The following is a 16,524-nucleotide window of genomic DNA, read 5'->3' as shown; positions in this document are numbered from 1 at the left end:
GGCCTCACTTCCGTAGGAGGGGTATGAATCTCTTTCATTATATAATAAGTGTAGGTTGGTTGGAGAATGTATAAATCAACCTCTTCGTAGCCTGGATGAATCTATCTTTGAAAATGCTGATATTTTTAGAGAAAAGTATGTTACGCTTCTCAAACATGCGTTAAGTCAAGCAGTGGATGTACCGACAGGAATTACAGACAGTGGTGTTCCTTCTATTGAAGCTGTACGTTCTTATACTCCTAAAGAATTATCTGTATTTTTTGGAGTAAGTATTACGATTTTCAACTGGATTGATCAAGGCCGTTTTATGGGAGTTCAAAGAGCCGGGGCCAACAAACATAATCTCATTCCAGACGATACTACATATGTGTATGGAGCAGGTAAGAGAACGACGATTAAAGAGATTGTGACTATGTGGAAAAAGGAAGAGGCAGAACGCCAATCAACAATAGGAGTCAGTGACCTGGATTACCACACAGGGCAAATTGCCTTATATGGAGATAAATACAAAGGGGAATTCGAACGGACACTCGGAACTAAATTGAACTTAACACCTGAAGAAGAAACCGATGCACAAGTTTGGAACACCATTTGGGGAGGCAGCGTCTTGGCTTTAAAGATACCGAAAAGTAATTTTCGTTTTATTGAGAATGATTTTTCAGATATTATCTTGAAAAGAAATATCTCTATTAAATTATAATAGTTCAATACTGATATGAGATTGTACATACGAATTAAACAACACTCCCTGAACTTAGGCGTAGTAGCCACAGTTCAGGGAGTGTTGTTTTTATTTATAGTGTATGTGATTAAAACGATATGAATTGAACTAATCATTTACACAACAACGGAGAGGACAGAAAGAACTTGAAAAAGCGAAGCGTTCGCCTTTATCACCGGATTTTCCCTTGAGAAAGGGAATTAAAAAAAATCTGGGGATAACAGCTATTGGAAAGTTGTTCTGTCATCGTAGTGTCAGTGTAAATAATTTTCAGTTTAATTCGATATGAGGAATCTTTATTACAAATCGTCAAATCCGTTATCGTCGCCAACTTTACCGTAGTTACGGGATTTAGCTTCGAAGAAGTCGGTTTTGGTTGCATTCAGTGCTTCATCGGAGAATGGTTTAATCCAAGGCATGCAGTTTACATCCACACCTTCATATGCTTTTTCCATACCCATCAGACGCAGACGTTTGTTGGCGATGTACTTGATGTAATCTTCCAACTCGTTCAGGTCAATACCGCGCACGTTGCTGAGTGTGTAATGTGCCCAGTTGGTTTCAAGCTCAACAGCACGATGGATGGTTGTGTATACGTAGTCCATGTTCTCAGGTGTGTTCAGTTCAGGGAAGTCCACCAGCAACTGTTTGTACACTTCAGCGAAGAAGTAACAGTGTTGGTTTTCATCCCGCTGGATATAGGAGATCATCTGGCTGGTTGCCATCATTTTCTGGTCACGGGCCAGATTGTAGAAGAAGGCAAACGTACTATAGAAGAAGATTCCTTCGAGTACCAGATCGGCTACCATAGCCTGGAAGAACGTCTGTGGAGACGGCTCGTCCCGGAATGTTTGGTAGATGTCTGCGATGAAACGGTTACGGTCAAGCAGGACTGGATCATGTTTCCAGTATTCAAAAATTTCCTTTTGCTCCCGATCCGATACGATCGAAGACAGAACGTAGGAGTACGATTGGTTATGAACGACTTCCTGTTGTCCGATAATGGCCGAGATCGCCTCGAGTGAAGAATCGGTAAAGTAACGTTTTACGTCACCAACAAACATCGTCTGCATGGAATCGAGTACCGCGAGCAGGGAGATGTTGATTTTGAACGTACGTTGCTCTTCCTCATCCAGTTGAGCAAACTGGGAAGCATCTTTGGACATTGGAATCTCGTCTGCGATCCAGTGGTTGAGCAACAGTACTTTGTACAATTTGTACATATGAGGCATGCGAATGTCGTTCCAGTTCAGGATACCGGAGCATTCACCTTCAATTATACGGGTTGATTGGTTAGGGGCTTCGGTGTTGAAAATTTTCTGTACTTGCATGGTTCCGTTCACTCCTTGAAATTTCATAATGTTCTGCCGACAGAACTTTGGGAAATCATCTATATCAACATCTTGCGATGCTGTGATCATGTTTTAGGCAAAAAAGAACCAGGGCAGCGCCATTTTGCAATCAAAACAGGATGCCCTGGTGGTCACCTTGAATCTAGTAAATCTTCTCTATCATGGATGAAACGCAACTTGCGCAAAAATCAAGATTCTTCAATCGTTAATGCCCGGCTACGAACATAATAAGTTGATTTCATGCCGGCTCTCCAGGCGTGCAGATGCAATTCCAGGAATTCTGTTGCTTTAATATCTGGTCGAACGTAGAAGTTGAAACTTTGTCCCTGATCGACGTGGCGCTGACGGGCAGCCGCCATATTAATGGAAGCATGTTGGTCCACCTGGAACGCCGTTTGGTAATAAGGGCTTGTTTTTTCGGACAGATCCGGAGCCGGGTTGGCAATTTTGTATGTTGTTTTCTCTTCATAAGATAACAGCTCATAGAGCGGATCAATACTAGCCGTTGAGCCGGCAATGATGGACGTGGAACCATTGGGTGCAATGGCGAACAACCAAGCATTACGTACACCGTTTTGTCGTACTTCGGCTTGCAGTTCTTTCCACTGTTCGGTTGTCACGAACTCGCCTACGCGCTCACCTGATGTGTACTCGCGTTGGTCGAAGTAGTGACCACTTTCCCAATCGGAACCTTTGAATTTCGGATAATGTCCTTTTTCCTTGGACAGCTCCATACTGGATTTCACGAGCAGATAGTTAATTTTTTCATACAGATTATCGTTATACGTTACCGCTTCTTCAGACTCCCAATGAATGCCTTCGAGAGCAAGCAGGTGGTGAAGTCCAAACGTTCCCAGACCGACTGCGCGATATTGGCTGTTGGTATATTGGGCTTGCAACACTTCAATGTTGTTAATGTCGATAACGTTGTCCAGCATGCGCACTTGAATCGGAACGAGACGCTCCAATACATTATGAGGTATAGCACGTGCCAGATGGATGGAGTTCAGGTTGCAGACAACAAAGTCGCCAGGCACTTTGGAAATCACGATGCGAGTTTGTCCATCCTTGGTTACGAGTTCTTCCTTTTCAATCACAGTGGCAGACTGGTTCTGCATAATTTCGGTACACAGGTTGGAGGAGTATACCATACCGTGTGCACGGTTAGGATTCGAGCGGTTAACCGTATCCCGGTAGAACATGTATGGCGTACCTGTCTCCAGTTGGGATTTCAGTACACGCTTCATGATGTCAATCGCCTGTACTGTAATCCGGGACAGCAGTGGGTGATTTACTGCTTCTTCGTATTTATCACGGAACGCACCTTCGCCAAAGGACTCATCATAGAAATCTTCCAGTCCGAGTGCACGACCATTCTCGTCCTTCCAGCCCATTACTTTCTTTGTTTCGTGCGGACAGAACAGGCTCCATTCGCCGCGAGTGGATACCCGCTCCATGAACAAGTCAGGCAGACAGATGCCGTGGAATACGTCATGCGCACGCATACGCTCGTCACCGTTGTTCAGCTTCAGATCGAGGAAGGCCAGAATGTCTTTGTGGAAAACATCCAGGTAGACGGCAATGGCCCCTTTACGCGTACCGAGCTGGTCTACGCTGACCGCTGTATTATTCAGTTGGCGAATCCAAGGGATTACACCGGAACTTGTATTTTGGTGACCACGGATATCCGAACCACGAGCTCTGACTTTGCCGAGGTAAACGCCGATGCCGCCACCCATTTTGCTCAGACGAGCTACATCCGTGTTGGAATCGAAGATACCTTCGAGTGAGTCGTCCACCGTATCAATGAAGCAGCTGGAGAGCTGACCGGCTACTTTTTTACCTGCATTGGACATCGTAGGAGTAGCTGCGGTCATGTACATGTTGCTCATTGCCCAGTATGCTTCCTTGACGAGATCCATACGTTTCTCGGCAGGCTCTTGGTGCATTAGGAACATGGCGATAACCATATAACGCTCTTGCGGCAATTCCATTACTTTTCCATCAAAATCGTGAGCGAGGTAACGTTCTGCCAATGTGAGCAAGCCGATGTAATCGAAGAGCAGATCGTTGCGGTAGTCAATGCACTCAGCAAGTTCGTCGATCTGTTCTTTGGTGTAACATTCCAGCAATTCTTCGCGGTAGATACCTTTTTTCACGAGATCTACAAGAAGAGGATGGAATGCGCCATAAGGCTCGTCCGGGTAAGACTTGTATCTGCGGTTGGTAGCCGCTTTTTTGTACAGGGAAGTGAGCAGGGAGCGTGCCGCTGCAAATTTCCAATTAGGCTCCTCTTTGGTTACCAGTTCCAGTGCGCTCATGATAAAAGCGTTGCTGATTTCGTCTCCGGTAACTTCATCACGGCGGAGCTTGCTGTTTACCCCACGTACCAGACGTTCCTTGTCCAGCATTTCCAGTCCTTCCAGAGTACGGTCGGCATATACCGAGATGCGCATATCATCAAAGGCAAGCTGGCGGTTGTTCGGCTTGGTCACAACTTGTGGCATGAATATTCCTCGCTTTCGCATGTTTAAGAGATAAATTGGAGAAATTCTTTATATAAAGAATTGAGTGTTGTCTTACGGTGAGAAAAAGGTAAAGGTTGCTTTTGGCAGACTGAAACGGCGGTGACAAGTTCATGTCTTAAATCGCTCAACTTGAGGAGCACAAAACAGCACAATGCAGAACATGCTCATATAAAAAGCATTCTCCCGCCTCGCGGCTGAAAATGCCCATGGATGCTCTGGCTTCCTTACTGTCTTAGAGGTTCAGGATATCGACAGAAAAGGGTGCTTATGTAAGCTTTGGTCTATTGCAGATGTGCCTGTAGTTTGAGGATACCGGATGCAGTCCAAACAGCCCCGTTAACCTCCATGTCAACTCTGTTTCGAGAAAGCGATTTACACCTACAGGGACGTGCCTTTGGAGGTGATTTCATCCTGTTTTTCGCGAGAATGCAGAAGGTGACTAATAGAAGCGGAGAAATCTAGTGTTACTACATTTTGTAGCTGTCAACATACTGTAACCCAACATATTGTGTTTGTAAAGTGGGCCGATACAGTAAAACGTAATTCCGAGTATACCATTTAAGCCAGGAATCCGCAAAGGAAAAGGACTGGAAGATTTGAAGATTTATCAAAAAAAATTTTTGGCCAATTTGAATGACGTCTTCACGTCAGTTTGAATTGTAACGTATTCAACTGGTAGAATAAAAATAGTCAAAAATCGACTAAAATTAGCGGCAGCGGTTGTTCACGGGGCCCAGAGGAGGCGGAGCAAAATGGCAATAGCAGAAGTGACTGTAATTCCGATCGGAACGGGTACAACCAGTCTAAGCAGTTATGTGGCGGACATGCAAAAGGTATTGGAACATCAACGGGGCATTACATATCAGTTAACATCCATGAGCACCATTATTGAGGGACCGCTTAACGAGATCTTTACAGCAATTGCGGCTCTGCATGAAGCACCGTTTTTGTCAGGAGCTCAGCGCGTTTCCACATCCGTCAAAATTGACGACCGTCGTGATAAACCGGATGCCTCAAGTATACAGAAGTTACAATCGGTTCAGGATAAACTTTCGTCACTTCAGGCAAGACCTAATTAATGGTTTAGTATAAACATCCGTAAATACGGTTATTCGCTATGTTATTTAATTAAAGGTTAGATTGTGTCTGTCTGTGTAGTTAACGTGAATTTCTGACATCTATAAACAGAAAAACAAAAAGACCAGCTTAACGTTCATTAAGCTGGTCTTTTTGTATACTCATTTAACATTTTCATTAATCTGCAACTACCAATGAGGCTCCAATCAAAGTGGCGTTGGTGTAACCACCGCCAACATTTTCAAAAGAGAAGTTGGTAATTGGCGCACCGATAACAGTGGCATAATCACCATCAAGCAAATCTCCGGTCGTTGCAGGATATAACGCTATAATATCGTTTCCGTTCTCATCCATGACATGAACGATAGAGAAAGTTGCTCCGAGAGAGCTATCTTCTTCAACGGAAATGACTTCCCCGTTAACTTGTACGAAAGTATTGTAATAGTTGGCTACATTTTTATTCAGATGACGGGTCGTTACATTGGAGTCAACGAGCCCTTGTACCTTTTTGCTTAGTTCTGCCGTAATGGCTGGGAATACATCGTTATGTTTACCAAAGAAATCATAAGATGCCTGCTCCATAAAGGCTGTGTCTTCTGTAATGTACGGAGTTAACTCATTAAAGAAATCGGCAGCTGATGCCGTAACAGATGAATTTCCAGTCGTTGCAGTTGGTGCTGTTTGCTCCAGAGAAGCAGTAATGCTTAGGGAATCAAGGATATCTTTGATCTCATCCTGATTATAAGTATCCTTGGCGTAGGTTAACGTCATGGTATAGAGTTCTGTATTGGTCGGAATCAGATACTGCACAAGGATAACATCTGTACCCGAGGAATGCTTATAGGCTCCTTCCAAGACACCAGCGCTATATTCTTTATAAGGCTTGTTTGTATAGCTGGTTTTTTTATAATCGGAAATGCCGATGCTGGAACCGCTTTGTGTGTAATAATCCACTATATTATTGGCGTATTCTTCAGGATTAATTGAACCGGTTGAACTGGCCTCAATCGTCAGATTCATATTATCTGCAAATGTGACTGATGAAGATTGGTCTGAAAAAGCAGCTTTAATGGATGGAGCATTCATTTGACTTGTATCTACGCTTTTCCAGGATTCAGGATATGCAAAAGAAAATCCTTCTCCACTATATGTAGTGTATTTCGTAGCTTTTGCTTCTGTTGAGACAGTTTCAGTTGCCTTGGATGCTTCGGTCGTGGGGCTATTGGTTGTTGTGTTTGTTTCTGAATTACTACAAGCACTAAGCAATGTGGCTAATGCCAAAATCGTAATAAGTTTCTTCATTATGTCTAATTTCTCCTAATGTGCTTCCCATCGGTTGGGATTTTTTCTAAGGTCATCATTTCGTTTGTAATCTAGTTTAGGTGGTGGGGATAGAAACTCCTTTCTGCTTTTATTAGTAAAATAATAACATAAATAAAAATTTCAGTATTCATAATTACTAAAAAGGTAATTTATCTGTATTTAACAAGTTAAAAGCTAATAATGGACCGTATGGGTATCCATTTTGAACGATAGTACATACATTTGGTTGATATAACCGTGAGCCCATTTTCGACCTGAGCCCGGTCCCATGTGTGATTGGTGCATATAGTGAACTGTACCTCAAATCAAAGGAGGGGTTTACATGAGTGGAGTAGTAGGTGGATACGGCGGCGCATGGACATCGACTGGCGCGATCTTGGTTCTCTTTATCTTGTTGGTCATCATCTCTAAAGCATTCTTGATCTAATAAACCGCTTGGACCCTAATATATTTGTAAAGGAGGGTTCTGCATGAGCAACGTAGTTGAAGGCGTAGGATACGGCGGCTGGACATCGACTGGAGCAATCCTGGTTCTGTTCATTCTTCTCGTAATCATCACTAAATCTTTCTGGGTATAATATGGCGAGCTCTGCCGGGCAACCGGTGGGGTTTTTTTTCTAGAGGACAAGCATGGTGGAGAGCCAGGAAGATAAGATAGCTTCTGGTTGAACGGAAGAATTGGTGGAATTCAAGTAATGGAAGGACGGCGTATGTTTCTCGAAAATGGGAAAGGTACCTAATGGCTAAACGCCCATTTTGTCAAAATGAGGGCGATAGCCCGGTCCAGAAGTAGGCTGAATACATAGCTTAGGGGTGTAGGCAAATGTTAAGGAGGAATGAACAATGAGCGAAGTAAAACCGAATTCACCGAACGGACAGGGACACGTATACGGACATATGGGAGGTTATGAGCATATGCAAGGATACCAATACACAGGTCATGAAATGCATGGGTATGGATATGGTTGTGGAACAATGCCAATGGGATATGGCTATGGATACGGACACCATGCCAATCAGGCTCCAATGATGCACGGTTATCAACAGGGTTGTGGAGTATCCTATGGTCATGGCGGCGGAAGCTGGGGTTCCATGGGTACGATCCTCGTACTGTTCATCTTGCTGGTCATCATCTCCAAAACGATGTTTATCTAAGTATTTGTGAGTGCAAGGAGACTGTACTGATCGTGGATCGTTGCGATAGGTGCTCTAAATAAACTCCGAGTTTGAGTTCCATGTTGGGGCATAACGTACCTATGATTCAGAAAGGGGCAGCGTAGGATTTCATCCTGCGGTGTCCCTTTTTTATTAGAAGTGAAGGAGCGTTGGGATTACTTTCTTTAACGAACTCCACAGATGCTATTTCATGCATTTTTGCCATTTCACAAGTTTAACGAATCGTAGATGTCTTATTTCCTCAATCTGGGCATGTTTGGAGCCTATATTCATGAAGTGACATGGATTAACGTGGCTGAGATTCGTTAGATTTTACATAGCATAGAAATCCTCAATATAAGGTGTGCAGGATTCGTTAGCGTCTGGTGAGCGTATACATTTGCTTTATAAGCCGGAGTTATTTGCACAATTGGAGAAGTAAGGAAGTTAGGAGTGTAGTCAGTGGGAGAATGGAAAAGTTTTAAAAGCAGAGCCGAATTTATCTGGTTAGTCTGATAAGTGAAGGAGGACTTTACTCAATGGTGGGGGCGGCGCTTGTCTGTAGATGTTGCTAAATTGGATATGTAGACATGGATAAACACCCGGAACCCAATTCCGGGTGCTTTGTGTATGTTTTCAATCTTCTCAAGAATAAGTGATATCCAAAACAACAAAAGCCCTACCTCTCTTTTGTCCTTGCGGCTCCGATGACCGCGCCAGTGTGAATGGGAACATCTTGTGAAACTCTGTACTACCGGGTTATTGTGATTCAGGTTCTTCAATCTTCATAGGTTAATTGTGCTTAAAAATTCGCTGCGGTCGCAGCATGAAGAAAATATTCCGGGGTTTAAAGAAGACAGAAATCATATGAGGTTGTTTAATACAACTTTTATAGTATACCACAGGTTGTAATTTTCTGCAATAAAAAGGAAAGCGCGACCAGAGCAACATGTTTTCGGACTGTTTTTATGTTAGAAAGTGAAAGATTGTTTTGAAAAGATACAGAAAATTTTTCAAACTATTTCTTCATAGGGGTAATCCTCTTCAAAAGATTCTGCGTAGGTTATAATAAGAGGGAAGAAACAGAAAGGGGCCCTCGCATGACTGAATCGATGGAGGACAGCAGGTTAATGCGGCAGATCGCGGAACGTGATGCCTCCGCACTGGAGCTTTTATATGACCGTTATGAGCGAGCGGTGTATTCTTTTGCCTATCGGATCGTTGGTGATCCTATGACGGCAGAAGAGACCGTTCAGGAACTTTTTATGCGGGTCTGGAATAATGCTGAACGTTACGATGCCTCACAGGGGAAGCTGACCACATGGATGTTTGCGATTACGCGTAACATTGCAGTGGACATGCTGAGGCGGAAATCAAAAGGGGCAGCGGCTACTTCAGTTGAACACGAGACACTGGCAGCCTATGCCGATGAGCATACGAACACGGAAGAAGAAGTGCAGCGTAAATGGGAAGGTACCCGGATTAAAGAAGCGTTGTCCCAATTGAACGGTGATCAGCAACAAGTTATCGAATCGATATATTATGCGGGATTAACCCAGCAGGAAGTATCCAGCCGATTCGGGATTCCGCTGGGTACAGTAAAGAGCCGTGTCAGGCTTGCCATGCGACAGCTCCAAAAGTTGCTGGCCGATGCTGAATTGCATCCGGACGCGGGAAGGGAGGGCATACATCCATGATAGAACGACATGAGGAGTGGTCTGATCTGGCACCGATGTATGTGCTGGGCGGACTGGAAGCAGAGGAAGTGGCGGCGTTTGAAGCGCATATGGCAACTTGCGAACCTTGCCGCCAGGAGGTGAGGGAATTGCAGGAAGTGACTGGCTTCCTGCCACTTGCGGCGGAACCTGTAGCACCGCCGCCAGGCATGCGAGCACGTGTGCTGGGCAACGTGCTCGGACATGTGCAGGAGAGCGCCGAGGCGAAGCCAGCGGCTGCTCCTGCAGAGCCTGAAGCACCGGTGGTGCTTCAGGAGGATCTTGCGCCGCAGCACAAACGTGCGGCGCAGCCCGGACCAGGCTTGCCGCCGGTAACGGCGGTGCCTGCGGCCCGGGTGGAAGAGGCTGCCCAGGCACAGCCATGGCAGCCACAAGCGCGCGCGCGTGCGCGCAGCAGCAGCGCCTGGCGCATAGCCAGTGCCGGCCTTGCGGCCGCGGCACTGTTGCTGGTCGTGTACACGGCGCAGCTGCGGAGCCAGATCGACTCGCTGACGCAGCAAGCGGCGGGCTCGTCGGCTACGCAAGAGCAACTGGTGCAGGCACAGGCGCAGAATGCGCAGCTGCAAGAGCAGCTGGCATCAGCTCTGGAACCTGCACAGGGCATGCAGACTGGCGAGGCAGTGAAGCTGAATCCTGCAACGCAGGACATTGTAGCTCAGGGTCTCGCAACCATCGTTATTGACAGCAAAGGCACTCACCTGGTTGTACAGGCTGAGAACCTGCCGAACCTGGAAGGCAACGAGGCTTTTCAGGTCTGGTTGATCAAAGGAGATACCCCTCAGAATGCCGGTACGTTCCTTAGTCGTGACGGAACGGGAGCAGTATATTACACATTGGATTCGGCCAACGACTATGATACGGTTGCCATCACGCTTGAACCGGATGCAATGGGAGATGAGCCGCGTGGCACAATGATTCTGGCTGCCAAGATTAAAGGATAAATATAGGATATATCACTAAAGGCTGCTCCGTCGTGGAGCAGCCTTTTTGTGTTTTCCAGTTCTGATGCCCACCCATTGGATTTTATTAATTTTTTTAGTCGAATCAACCGATAAACAAATAGAAGGCAATACCCTTAATCTCCCTGTGTCTCAAGGGAGAACTGGTTGCACATAGAGAGTGAGGGGTTCAGTTGGAAGCATACCGTTCATTTATCTTTCGCCTGATACGCAATTATCTGATCGGTTCACTGGTAGCTGTTTTTGTTGTCGGTACAGTAGTTATGGTATCTACTCTGCAAATACCCAATATTCAATTTGTTCGACTCATCTTCATTGTACTGATTTCACTCTTGTTCATGATGGTTGCAGAATTAATTACGCTGTGGGTGCAGCTTGGCCCCATAAGACAATTTTTCACTTCCGAGCATCATGAGAGAGACGAACTGAACCGCATGTATGAGAAAATTCATCGTTTTCCGGGACAGACCATATATCGGATCATGGGTCCGCACATGCTTGGTTTTTCACTTCCGGCAGCCGGATTAACAATATGGATGATATCCACAGGGTGGCTTGAATTCCCTTACTTGTATATTGTCGTGGCCGCTGCATGTGCCTTTCTGATTGCCATCATGCATGCGCTGATAGAGTATTACCTGACGGTGCGGGCGATTAGACCCCTGTTACTTGAGATTCGTCATCGAGGCAAAGTCCAATACGGGATGGAACCTTCACTGGGAGGACGCATTCTCGTATCGATCCAGCGTAAATTTCAGCTAAGTACGGCACTGATTGGCTTATTTCCTCTATTTCTATTTTTCCTGGCTACATATATCAGACTTCAGTATATGGACAGTGAATTTGCGAAAGAGTACATTCTGTGGGGAATTCTCATCGTTGTTCTGGGCGCGGGGTTTGCGCTGGTAGGAAGCTGGCTGTTGATTCGTGATGTTCGTGATCCAGTTGCTGAACTGACACATGAGATGAACCGAATTCAGGGGGGAGATCTTGGCAGACGAGCTCCGGATCTATATGCGGATGAGTTTTCGGCACTGATCTCCGGCTTCAATATGATGATTAATCGGCTGGAGATGAGACAGGAACGCAATCGACAGCTGTTGCAAAGTTATTTTTCTACACTGGCTGCTGCTTTAGACGCCCGAGATAAGTACACGGCAGGGCATTCCATGCGTGTGGCAGAGTATTCGCTGATGATTGGCAAGCTGAGCGGAATGAATGAGGAACAGGCGGATTTATTGTACAAATCAGCCCTGCTTCATGATATCGGGAAAATCGGCATACCTGATGAGGTACTGTTGAAGGATGGAAAACTAAGCGATGAGGAATTCGCCATTATTCGCACACATCCCGTGCAGGGAGAGAGTATTTTGTTACAGATAGAGCCTATTGATGCCATGGCCGACTTTCTGCCAGGTGTACGATCTCACCATGAGAGATATGATGGCAAAGGATACCCGGATGGGATGGCTGGTGATGATATTCCCCTTTTTGGCCGCATCATTGCAGTAGCCGATGCCTTTGATGCCATGACGTCTGATCGACCATATCGGAATGGGATGAGTCACGAGAAAGCGCTAACGATTTTGGAAGAAGGAAAAGGGACCCAATGGGACCCCTATTTTGCAGGTTTGTTTATTGATGAATGGAGACGACAACATCATCTTCAGAAACCATCGAAGTGAGGGATCAGTTGATCCCCTCTGTCCACTTCGATTCTTTTCTGCGTCTCCGGTGTAGAGCGAGGCCTGTTATGATGGTGAGAACACATTCACCGAGTATGACTGCACCCAAGGCATCATAGATCACATGTTGTTTGATCATTAGCGTGGATACGATAATGGTTGCTGCCCCGGCGGCCACCAAAATCTTGATGGGTTTGCGGATGCTTGGAACCGAGAGAACGGCACGCATAACCAGATAAGAGTGAAGAGAATGAATACTTGGAAAACAATTATAAGGACGATCCTGGCTATAGAGCCATCCGAGAACAGATGCTCCCAGGCCTGTACCCGTCAGTTCCGGGCGCGGTACCATGGTCTGAAAGTTGAAGTAGATCAGATAACATATCCAGACACAGATATTCATGGATAACAAGACACGGTAATACGTCAGGCGATCCTTGGCACATAGGTAAGCGAGCACACCGAATACAAACGGGTACCAGCCCAAATATGGAATGGACATGCCAGGCACGTAGGGAATGATCCGGTCGAGCGGTGAATCAAGAACTACGAACCCGCGTTCCGGACTATTAAGAATATCATAGAAGAGCCCCATGACGGCCAAAGACAGCATTAAACTCAATGACAGCCAATAGGATTTGCTTTTTAACAATTGCACAACACCTTACTCCTTTCATTCATGCTCCCTAGGAGCATGACCCCAGCAAATAACTATATAAGTTGCACTATACATTCATTTACACGAGAACGCAGAGGACAGAAATACCCTGAAGAAGCGGAGCTAAAAGCTTTCTGAAAGAAAGCTGCATCGAAAGCATACGCTTCGCCTTTATCCACGAATTTTCCCTTTCAGAAAAGGGAATCGAAAAAATCTGGGGATAACAGCGATCAGAAGGTTGTTCTGTCAACGGAGTGGCCAGTGTAATTATTCTTTAGTTCAATCTATATAGTAGTTTAAATTTAAACAACAATATATTCTACTACGACCAGCGCACAAATTGAATCCTGATTTGTGTATTTTTGTGTATTTTTTTGACGAAGAAGGAATGCCGAAGTTTCAATGGGCATGATATGATAGAGACACATACGGACGAAGGCGCTTTGGCCAGTAAAGTCGGTACAACAGGAGTGAGTGAATGCAATTTTCAAAAATGTTCGTATTGAATATGGGGATGCTTATTACCATTGCATATCTTGCTAGTGTGTTCTATAAATATGTCGTAATACGTACCTCTTCCCGAGTGAAGCAGATCAGTTCAGTACTTGTCCTTATATTTGCAGGTTGGATCAGTACGGTTTTTGGGTTTCAACTCACCGATGAAGTGGTCTTTGATCTTCGTTATGTTCCTTTAATTGTTGCCGTTCTAACGTATAGACAACCCTATAGCGTAATTATCGTGGGTATTGGGATTGGGCTGTCGAGGCTGACTTTTGGCATCACGGATGCTACATTGGCGGCAGTACTTAACATGTCTGTTTTGGGCGTGATATGTGCAGGTCTGAATATATGGATGAGACGCAGCAACTACAGGCTGATTATTAAAGGAATCCTTGTTACAGTTATCGTCAATGTGGTCAATAGTGTAAACATTGCTATCGTTGGTGTGATCCCGGCTACATACTTCTTTTCACATATTATGCCTTATACACTCCCTACAGGCATTTTGCTAAGCCTTATTTTTGCATTTATTTTACGTGATTTTCAGAATGAACAGAATCGTATTTTGCTGATCCAGAGTACGAACCGGCTATTGTCTGTGCAAAAGGAAGAGTTACAGAAAGCCCAGATTGTACTGGAGGATCGAGCGAAACAATTGATGATTGCCTCACAGTACAAATCGGAATTTCTCGCCAATATGTCCCATGAACTGCGTACACCGCTCAATAGTGTCATTAACTTTGCCCAGATGATCAGCGAGAATGCCGACACGATGGATCAGGAGGATATTGTACGTTTTGCCAATATGATCGACCACTCCGGGCAGGAACTGCTTACGCTCATTAACGATATTCTGGATCTTTCCAAAGTAGAAGCTGGGCGGCTGGATATTGTACTGGAGGATATCAGTGTCGCACAACTTACAGAAGATGCCATGAGCCACTTTCAGCTCGTTGCCGAGAAAAAAGGTATTCAGTTGGTTCTGGATAAGAAACCGGGACTGCCTGATACGCTTTGGTCTGATCCCCAGCGGGTTCAACAGATTTTACGGAATCTGATGTCCAATGCCATCAAGTTCACTCACCGGGGGAAGGTCACGCTGACCGTAAGCACCAAACAGATTAAGAATGCAGGTATTCAGAATCGATGGCTTATTTTCTCCGTTCAGGACACAGGTATTGGCATTTCTGAGGACAAGCATCATTCCATATTTGAAGCATTTCAGCAGGCTGACGGGTCGATTAGTCGAAAATTTGGCGGTACCGGACTAGGCCTGTCGATCAGTCGGGATTTAGCGAGATTACTGGGGGGATCGATTGAACTGGAGAGCACTGAAGGTAAAGGAAGCACCTTCCATCTCCATCTTCCGTTGGACCGTGAAAAAATGAGTTGACAACCTTCGCGCTGTGAGTAGAATTTGGGATGACAACTAGCATCGACCGGCTTTTGAGACCCGGTCTAAGGAGTGTATCCCCATACAGAAGACGGTCAACGTTAACCCTCCCCCGTCAGCAAGCAAACCACGGCGCAAGGGTTCGACACAACGCATGAATTTATCGATTGCAACATGGGAGGGTGTACCGGCAATTATTTTACAGACCTTGCTGGGAGGCCCGTTTTTAACCGGATTTCTGCTGTACCTTGGGGCCGGGTCGAGACATATCGGCTTTGTGCTCGCGATTACAACGTTCGTAAACATTGCCCAGATCGGAGCAGCTTACTGGATGCAGCGTATTCGCAGCCGAAAACGCATGTTGCTACTATTTGTGGGCACACATCGTATCTTGTGGAGTGCGACGGGACTGATCCCGTTTATATTTCCCAAAGAGTGGTGGGTAAGCGTATATATTGGCGTGTATACGGTTGCTTTTATATCAAATACCATCGGCGGCATGATCTGGACTTCACTGATTGGCGATATCGTACCTGCCAAGGTGAGAGGGCGTTATTTTGGAATTCGAAATACGATTCTGAATGCTCTTGGAAGCGTATGCTTATTCGCTGGTGGTATTGTTTTGGACCGTTACCCCGGAGAAATGGGCTTTCTGATCCTGTTTATTCCGGTTTGGATCTGTGCCATTGCCAACACAGTCATTTATTTCTTCTATCCGGACGTTCCATTTGAACGTTCTACCGAAAAGGTTTTCTGGCGCATGTTCATCAAGCCGTTCCAGGACCGTTCTTTTCTGAAAGCAACGCTGTTCCTGGCTGTCTGGTTATTGATCCAGACCTTGATTGTTCCGCTCTATTCCTATGTTATGCTCGATTTATTGAATATTAATTATCAAACTGTATCCCTGATCACGGTAGTCCAGACGCTGGTTATGATGGCCGGTTTCTATGTCTGGGGCAATCTGAATGCCAGATTCAGCAACAAAACGCTCCTATTTTGGACATTGCCAGTCATTGCGCTCTCCTGTCTGTCGTGGGGGTTAATGTCGTTCATGCCTGTATTGATCGCACTATTTTTATCACATATCTTCCTTGGGATTGGTGTAGGTGGATTCAATCAGCTGGCGTTTAACTTTACCATCGGAGACACACCCAAAAGTGAAAGACCGATGTTTGTCGCGGTGTATTCGGCTCTGACCGGAGTAACTTCATTTATTGGGCCGCTGTTGGGCGGCTGGTTGTATGAAAAGATGGGGACTTGGTCCGATGCGCTGGCCTGGATCTCAGCCTATGGATTTCAGGTGGGGGTCGGTGTCGTGATGTTGATTCTTACATTTACCCTTGGACGTCGTGTACTGTTAAAATAGATATTGAATATTTACACTGGCACTTCGATGACAGAACAACCTTGTAAATGTTTAGATTGATCCTATATAT

At 45.3% G+C, this 16,524-nt stretch carries 14 protein-coding genes; 10 read left to right on the top strand and 4 right to left on the bottom strand.

The window, feature by feature from the left end:
- Nucleotides 1-55 precede the first annotated feature (55 nt).
- Nucleotides 56-700 (top strand): hypothetical protein, encoded by a 645-nt coding sequence (locus MKX68_RS08300; protein WP_340910730.1) that lies wholly within the window; start codon nucleotides 56-58, stop codon nucleotides 698-700.
- Nucleotides 701-1,020: 320 nt separating this feature from the next.
- Here the strand turns inward: MKX68_RS08300 and MKX68_RS08295 are convergent, their stop codons facing one another.
- Entirely contained in the window at nucleotides 1,021-2,052 is a 1,032-nt protein-coding gene (locus tag MKX68_RS08295) for a ribonucleotide-diphosphate reductase subunit beta (protein WP_036607380.1), read from the bottom strand.
- 209 nt (nucleotides 2,053-2,261) lie between these two features.
- Nucleotides 2,262-4,580, bottom strand: a complete 2,319-nt coding sequence (locus tag MKX68_RS08290; RefSeq protein ID WP_047840293.1) for a ribonucleoside-diphosphate reductase subunit alpha — start codon at nucleotides 4,578-4,580, stop codon at nucleotides 2,262-2,264.
- Nucleotides 4,581-5,353: 773 nt separating this feature from the next.
- Between MKX68_RS08290 and MKX68_RS08285 the strand changes: the two genes are divergently transcribed.
- Nucleotides 5,354-5,680 (top strand): MTH1187 family thiamine-binding protein, encoded by a 327-nt coding sequence (locus MKX68_RS08285; RefSeq protein WP_339786675.1) that lies wholly within the window; start codon nucleotides 5,354-5,356, stop codon nucleotides 5,678-5,680.
- 175 nt (nucleotides 5,681-5,855) lie between these two features.
- Here MKX68_RS08285 and MKX68_RS08280 read toward each other — a convergent pair whose 3' ends face one another.
- Nucleotides 5,856-6,980, bottom strand: coding sequence for a PsbP-related protein (locus MKX68_RS08280; protein ID WP_338590505.1), 1,125 nt, complete (start codon nucleotides 6,978-6,980; stop codon nucleotides 5,856-5,858).
- A gap of 343 nt (nucleotides 6,981-7,323) precedes the next feature.
- Here MKX68_RS08280 and MKX68_RS08275 point away from each other — a divergent pair, with 343 nt between their 5' ends.
- The 6 genes from MKX68_RS08275 to MKX68_RS08250 all read left to right on the top strand — a co-directional run bounded on the left by MKX68_RS08275 (nucleotide 7,324) and on the right by MKX68_RS08250 (nucleotide 12,536).
- Nucleotides 7,324-7,428 (top strand): hypothetical protein, encoded by a 105-nt coding sequence (locus MKX68_RS08275; protein WP_017690880.1) that lies wholly within the window; start codon nucleotides 7,324-7,326, stop codon nucleotides 7,426-7,428.
- Nucleotides 7,429-7,471: 43 nt separating this feature from the next.
- Complete coding sequence (locus MKX68_RS08270; protein WP_017690879.1) at nucleotides 7,472-7,579, top strand: hypothetical protein; 108 nt, start codon at nucleotides 7,472-7,474, stop codon at nucleotides 7,577-7,579.
- Between the two features lie 265 nt (nucleotides 7,580-7,844).
- Nucleotides 7,845-8,156: a hypothetical protein gene (locus tag MKX68_RS08265; RefSeq protein WP_017690878.1), complete on the top strand. Its 312-nt coding sequence runs from the start codon at nucleotides 7,845-7,847 to the stop codon at nucleotides 8,154-8,156.
- A 1,100-nt stretch (nucleotides 8,157-9,256) separates the two neighbouring features.
- Nucleotides 9,257-9,853: an RNA polymerase sigma factor gene (locus tag MKX68_RS08260; RefSeq protein WP_076215584.1), complete on the top strand. Its 597-nt coding sequence runs from the start codon at nucleotides 9,257-9,259 to the stop codon at nucleotides 9,851-9,853.
- Nucleotides 9,850-10,833: an anti-sigma factor gene (locus MKX68_RS08255; RefSeq protein WP_340910722.1), complete on the top strand. Its 984-nt coding sequence runs from the start codon at nucleotides 9,850-9,852 to the stop codon at nucleotides 10,831-10,833. The genes MKX68_RS08260 and MKX68_RS08255 overlap by 4 nt, the downstream gene beginning before the upstream one ends.
- Before the next feature lie 191 nt (nucleotides 10,834-11,024).
- Nucleotides 11,025-12,536 carry an HD domain-containing phosphohydrolase gene (locus MKX68_RS08250; protein WP_340910721.1) on the top strand — a complete coding sequence of 504 codons (1,512 nt, stop codon included), beginning with the start codon at nucleotides 11,025-11,027 and terminating at the stop codon, nucleotides 12,534-12,536.
- A 4-nt stretch (nucleotides 12,537-12,540) separates the two neighbouring features.
- On the opposite strand, the gene MKX68_RS08245 is transcribed toward MKX68_RS08250, so the two are convergent.
- Nucleotides 12,541-13,194, bottom strand: coding sequence for a phosphatase PAP2 family protein (locus MKX68_RS08245; RefSeq protein WP_083657323.1), 654 nt, complete (start codon nucleotides 13,192-13,194; stop codon nucleotides 12,541-12,543).
- A 478-nt stretch (nucleotides 13,195-13,672) separates the two neighbouring features.
- Here MKX68_RS08245 and MKX68_RS08240 point away from each other — a divergent pair, with 478 nt between their 5' ends.
- Both MKX68_RS08240 and MKX68_RS08235 read left to right on the top strand, forming a co-directional pair.
- A complete protein-coding gene (locus MKX68_RS08240) occupies nucleotides 13,673-15,088 on the top strand; it encodes a sensor histidine kinase (RefSeq protein ID WP_338590518.1) in 1,416 nt (471 codons plus the stop codon).
- Between the two features lie 154 nt (nucleotides 15,089-15,242).
- Nucleotides 15,243-16,454, top strand: coding sequence for an MFS transporter (locus MKX68_RS08235; protein ID WP_338590519.1), 1,212 nt, complete (start codon nucleotides 15,243-15,245; stop codon nucleotides 16,452-16,454).
- Nucleotides 16,455-16,524 lie beyond the last annotated feature (70 nt).

Origin of the sequence: Paenibacillus sp. FSL M8-0212, from assembly GCF_038004645.1 — a bacterium.
Lineage (GTDB): Bacteria > Bacillota > Bacilli > Paenibacillales > Paenibacillaceae > Paenibacillus.
Note: the sequence above shows the minus strand (reverse complement) of the source record. Positions and strands in the feature narration are given on the sequence as shown.

Bases quoted from the DNA above. Each gene is read 5' to 3' on its own strand.
- MKX68_RS08255 (WP_340910722.1), top strand. From the start codon at position 9,850: ATGATAGAACGACATGAGGAGTGGTCTGATCTGGCACCGATGTATGTG.
- MKX68_RS08270 (WP_017690879.1), top strand. From the start codon at position 7,472: ATGAGCAACGTAGTTGAAGGCGTAGGATACGGCGGCTGGACATCGACT.
- MKX68_RS08260 (WP_076215584.1), top strand. From the start codon at position 9,257: ATGACTGAATCGATGGAGGACAGCAGGTTAATGCGGCAGATCGCGGAA.
- MKX68_RS08235 (WP_338590519.1), top strand. From the start codon at position 15,243: ATGAATTTATCGATTGCAACATGGGAGGGTGTACCGGCAATTATTTTA.
- MKX68_RS08265 (WP_017690878.1), top strand. From the start codon at position 7,845: ATGAGCGAAGTAAAACCGAATTCACCGAACGGACAGGGACACGTATAC.
- MKX68_RS08285 (WP_339786675.1), top strand. From the start codon at position 5,354: ATGGCAATAGCAGAAGTGACTGTAATTCCGATCGGAACGGGTACAACC.
- MKX68_RS08280 (WP_338590505.1), bottom strand. From the start codon at position 6,980: ATGAAGAAACTTATTACGATTTTGGCATTAGCCACATTGCTTAGTGCT.
- MKX68_RS08290 (WP_047840293.1), bottom strand. From the start codon at position 4,580: ATGCCACAAGTTGTGACCAAGCCGAACAACCGCCAGCTTGCCTTTGAT.
- MKX68_RS08240 (WP_338590518.1), top strand. From the start codon at position 13,673: ATGCAATTTTCAAAAATGTTCGTATTGAATATGGGGATGCTTATTACC.
- MKX68_RS08275 (WP_017690880.1), top strand. From the start codon at position 7,324: ATGAGTGGAGTAGTAGGTGGATACGGCGGCGCATGGACATCGACTGGC.
- MKX68_RS08295 (WP_036607380.1), bottom strand. From the start codon at position 2,052: ATGCAAGTACAGAAAATTTTCAACACCGAAGCCCCTAACCAATCAACC.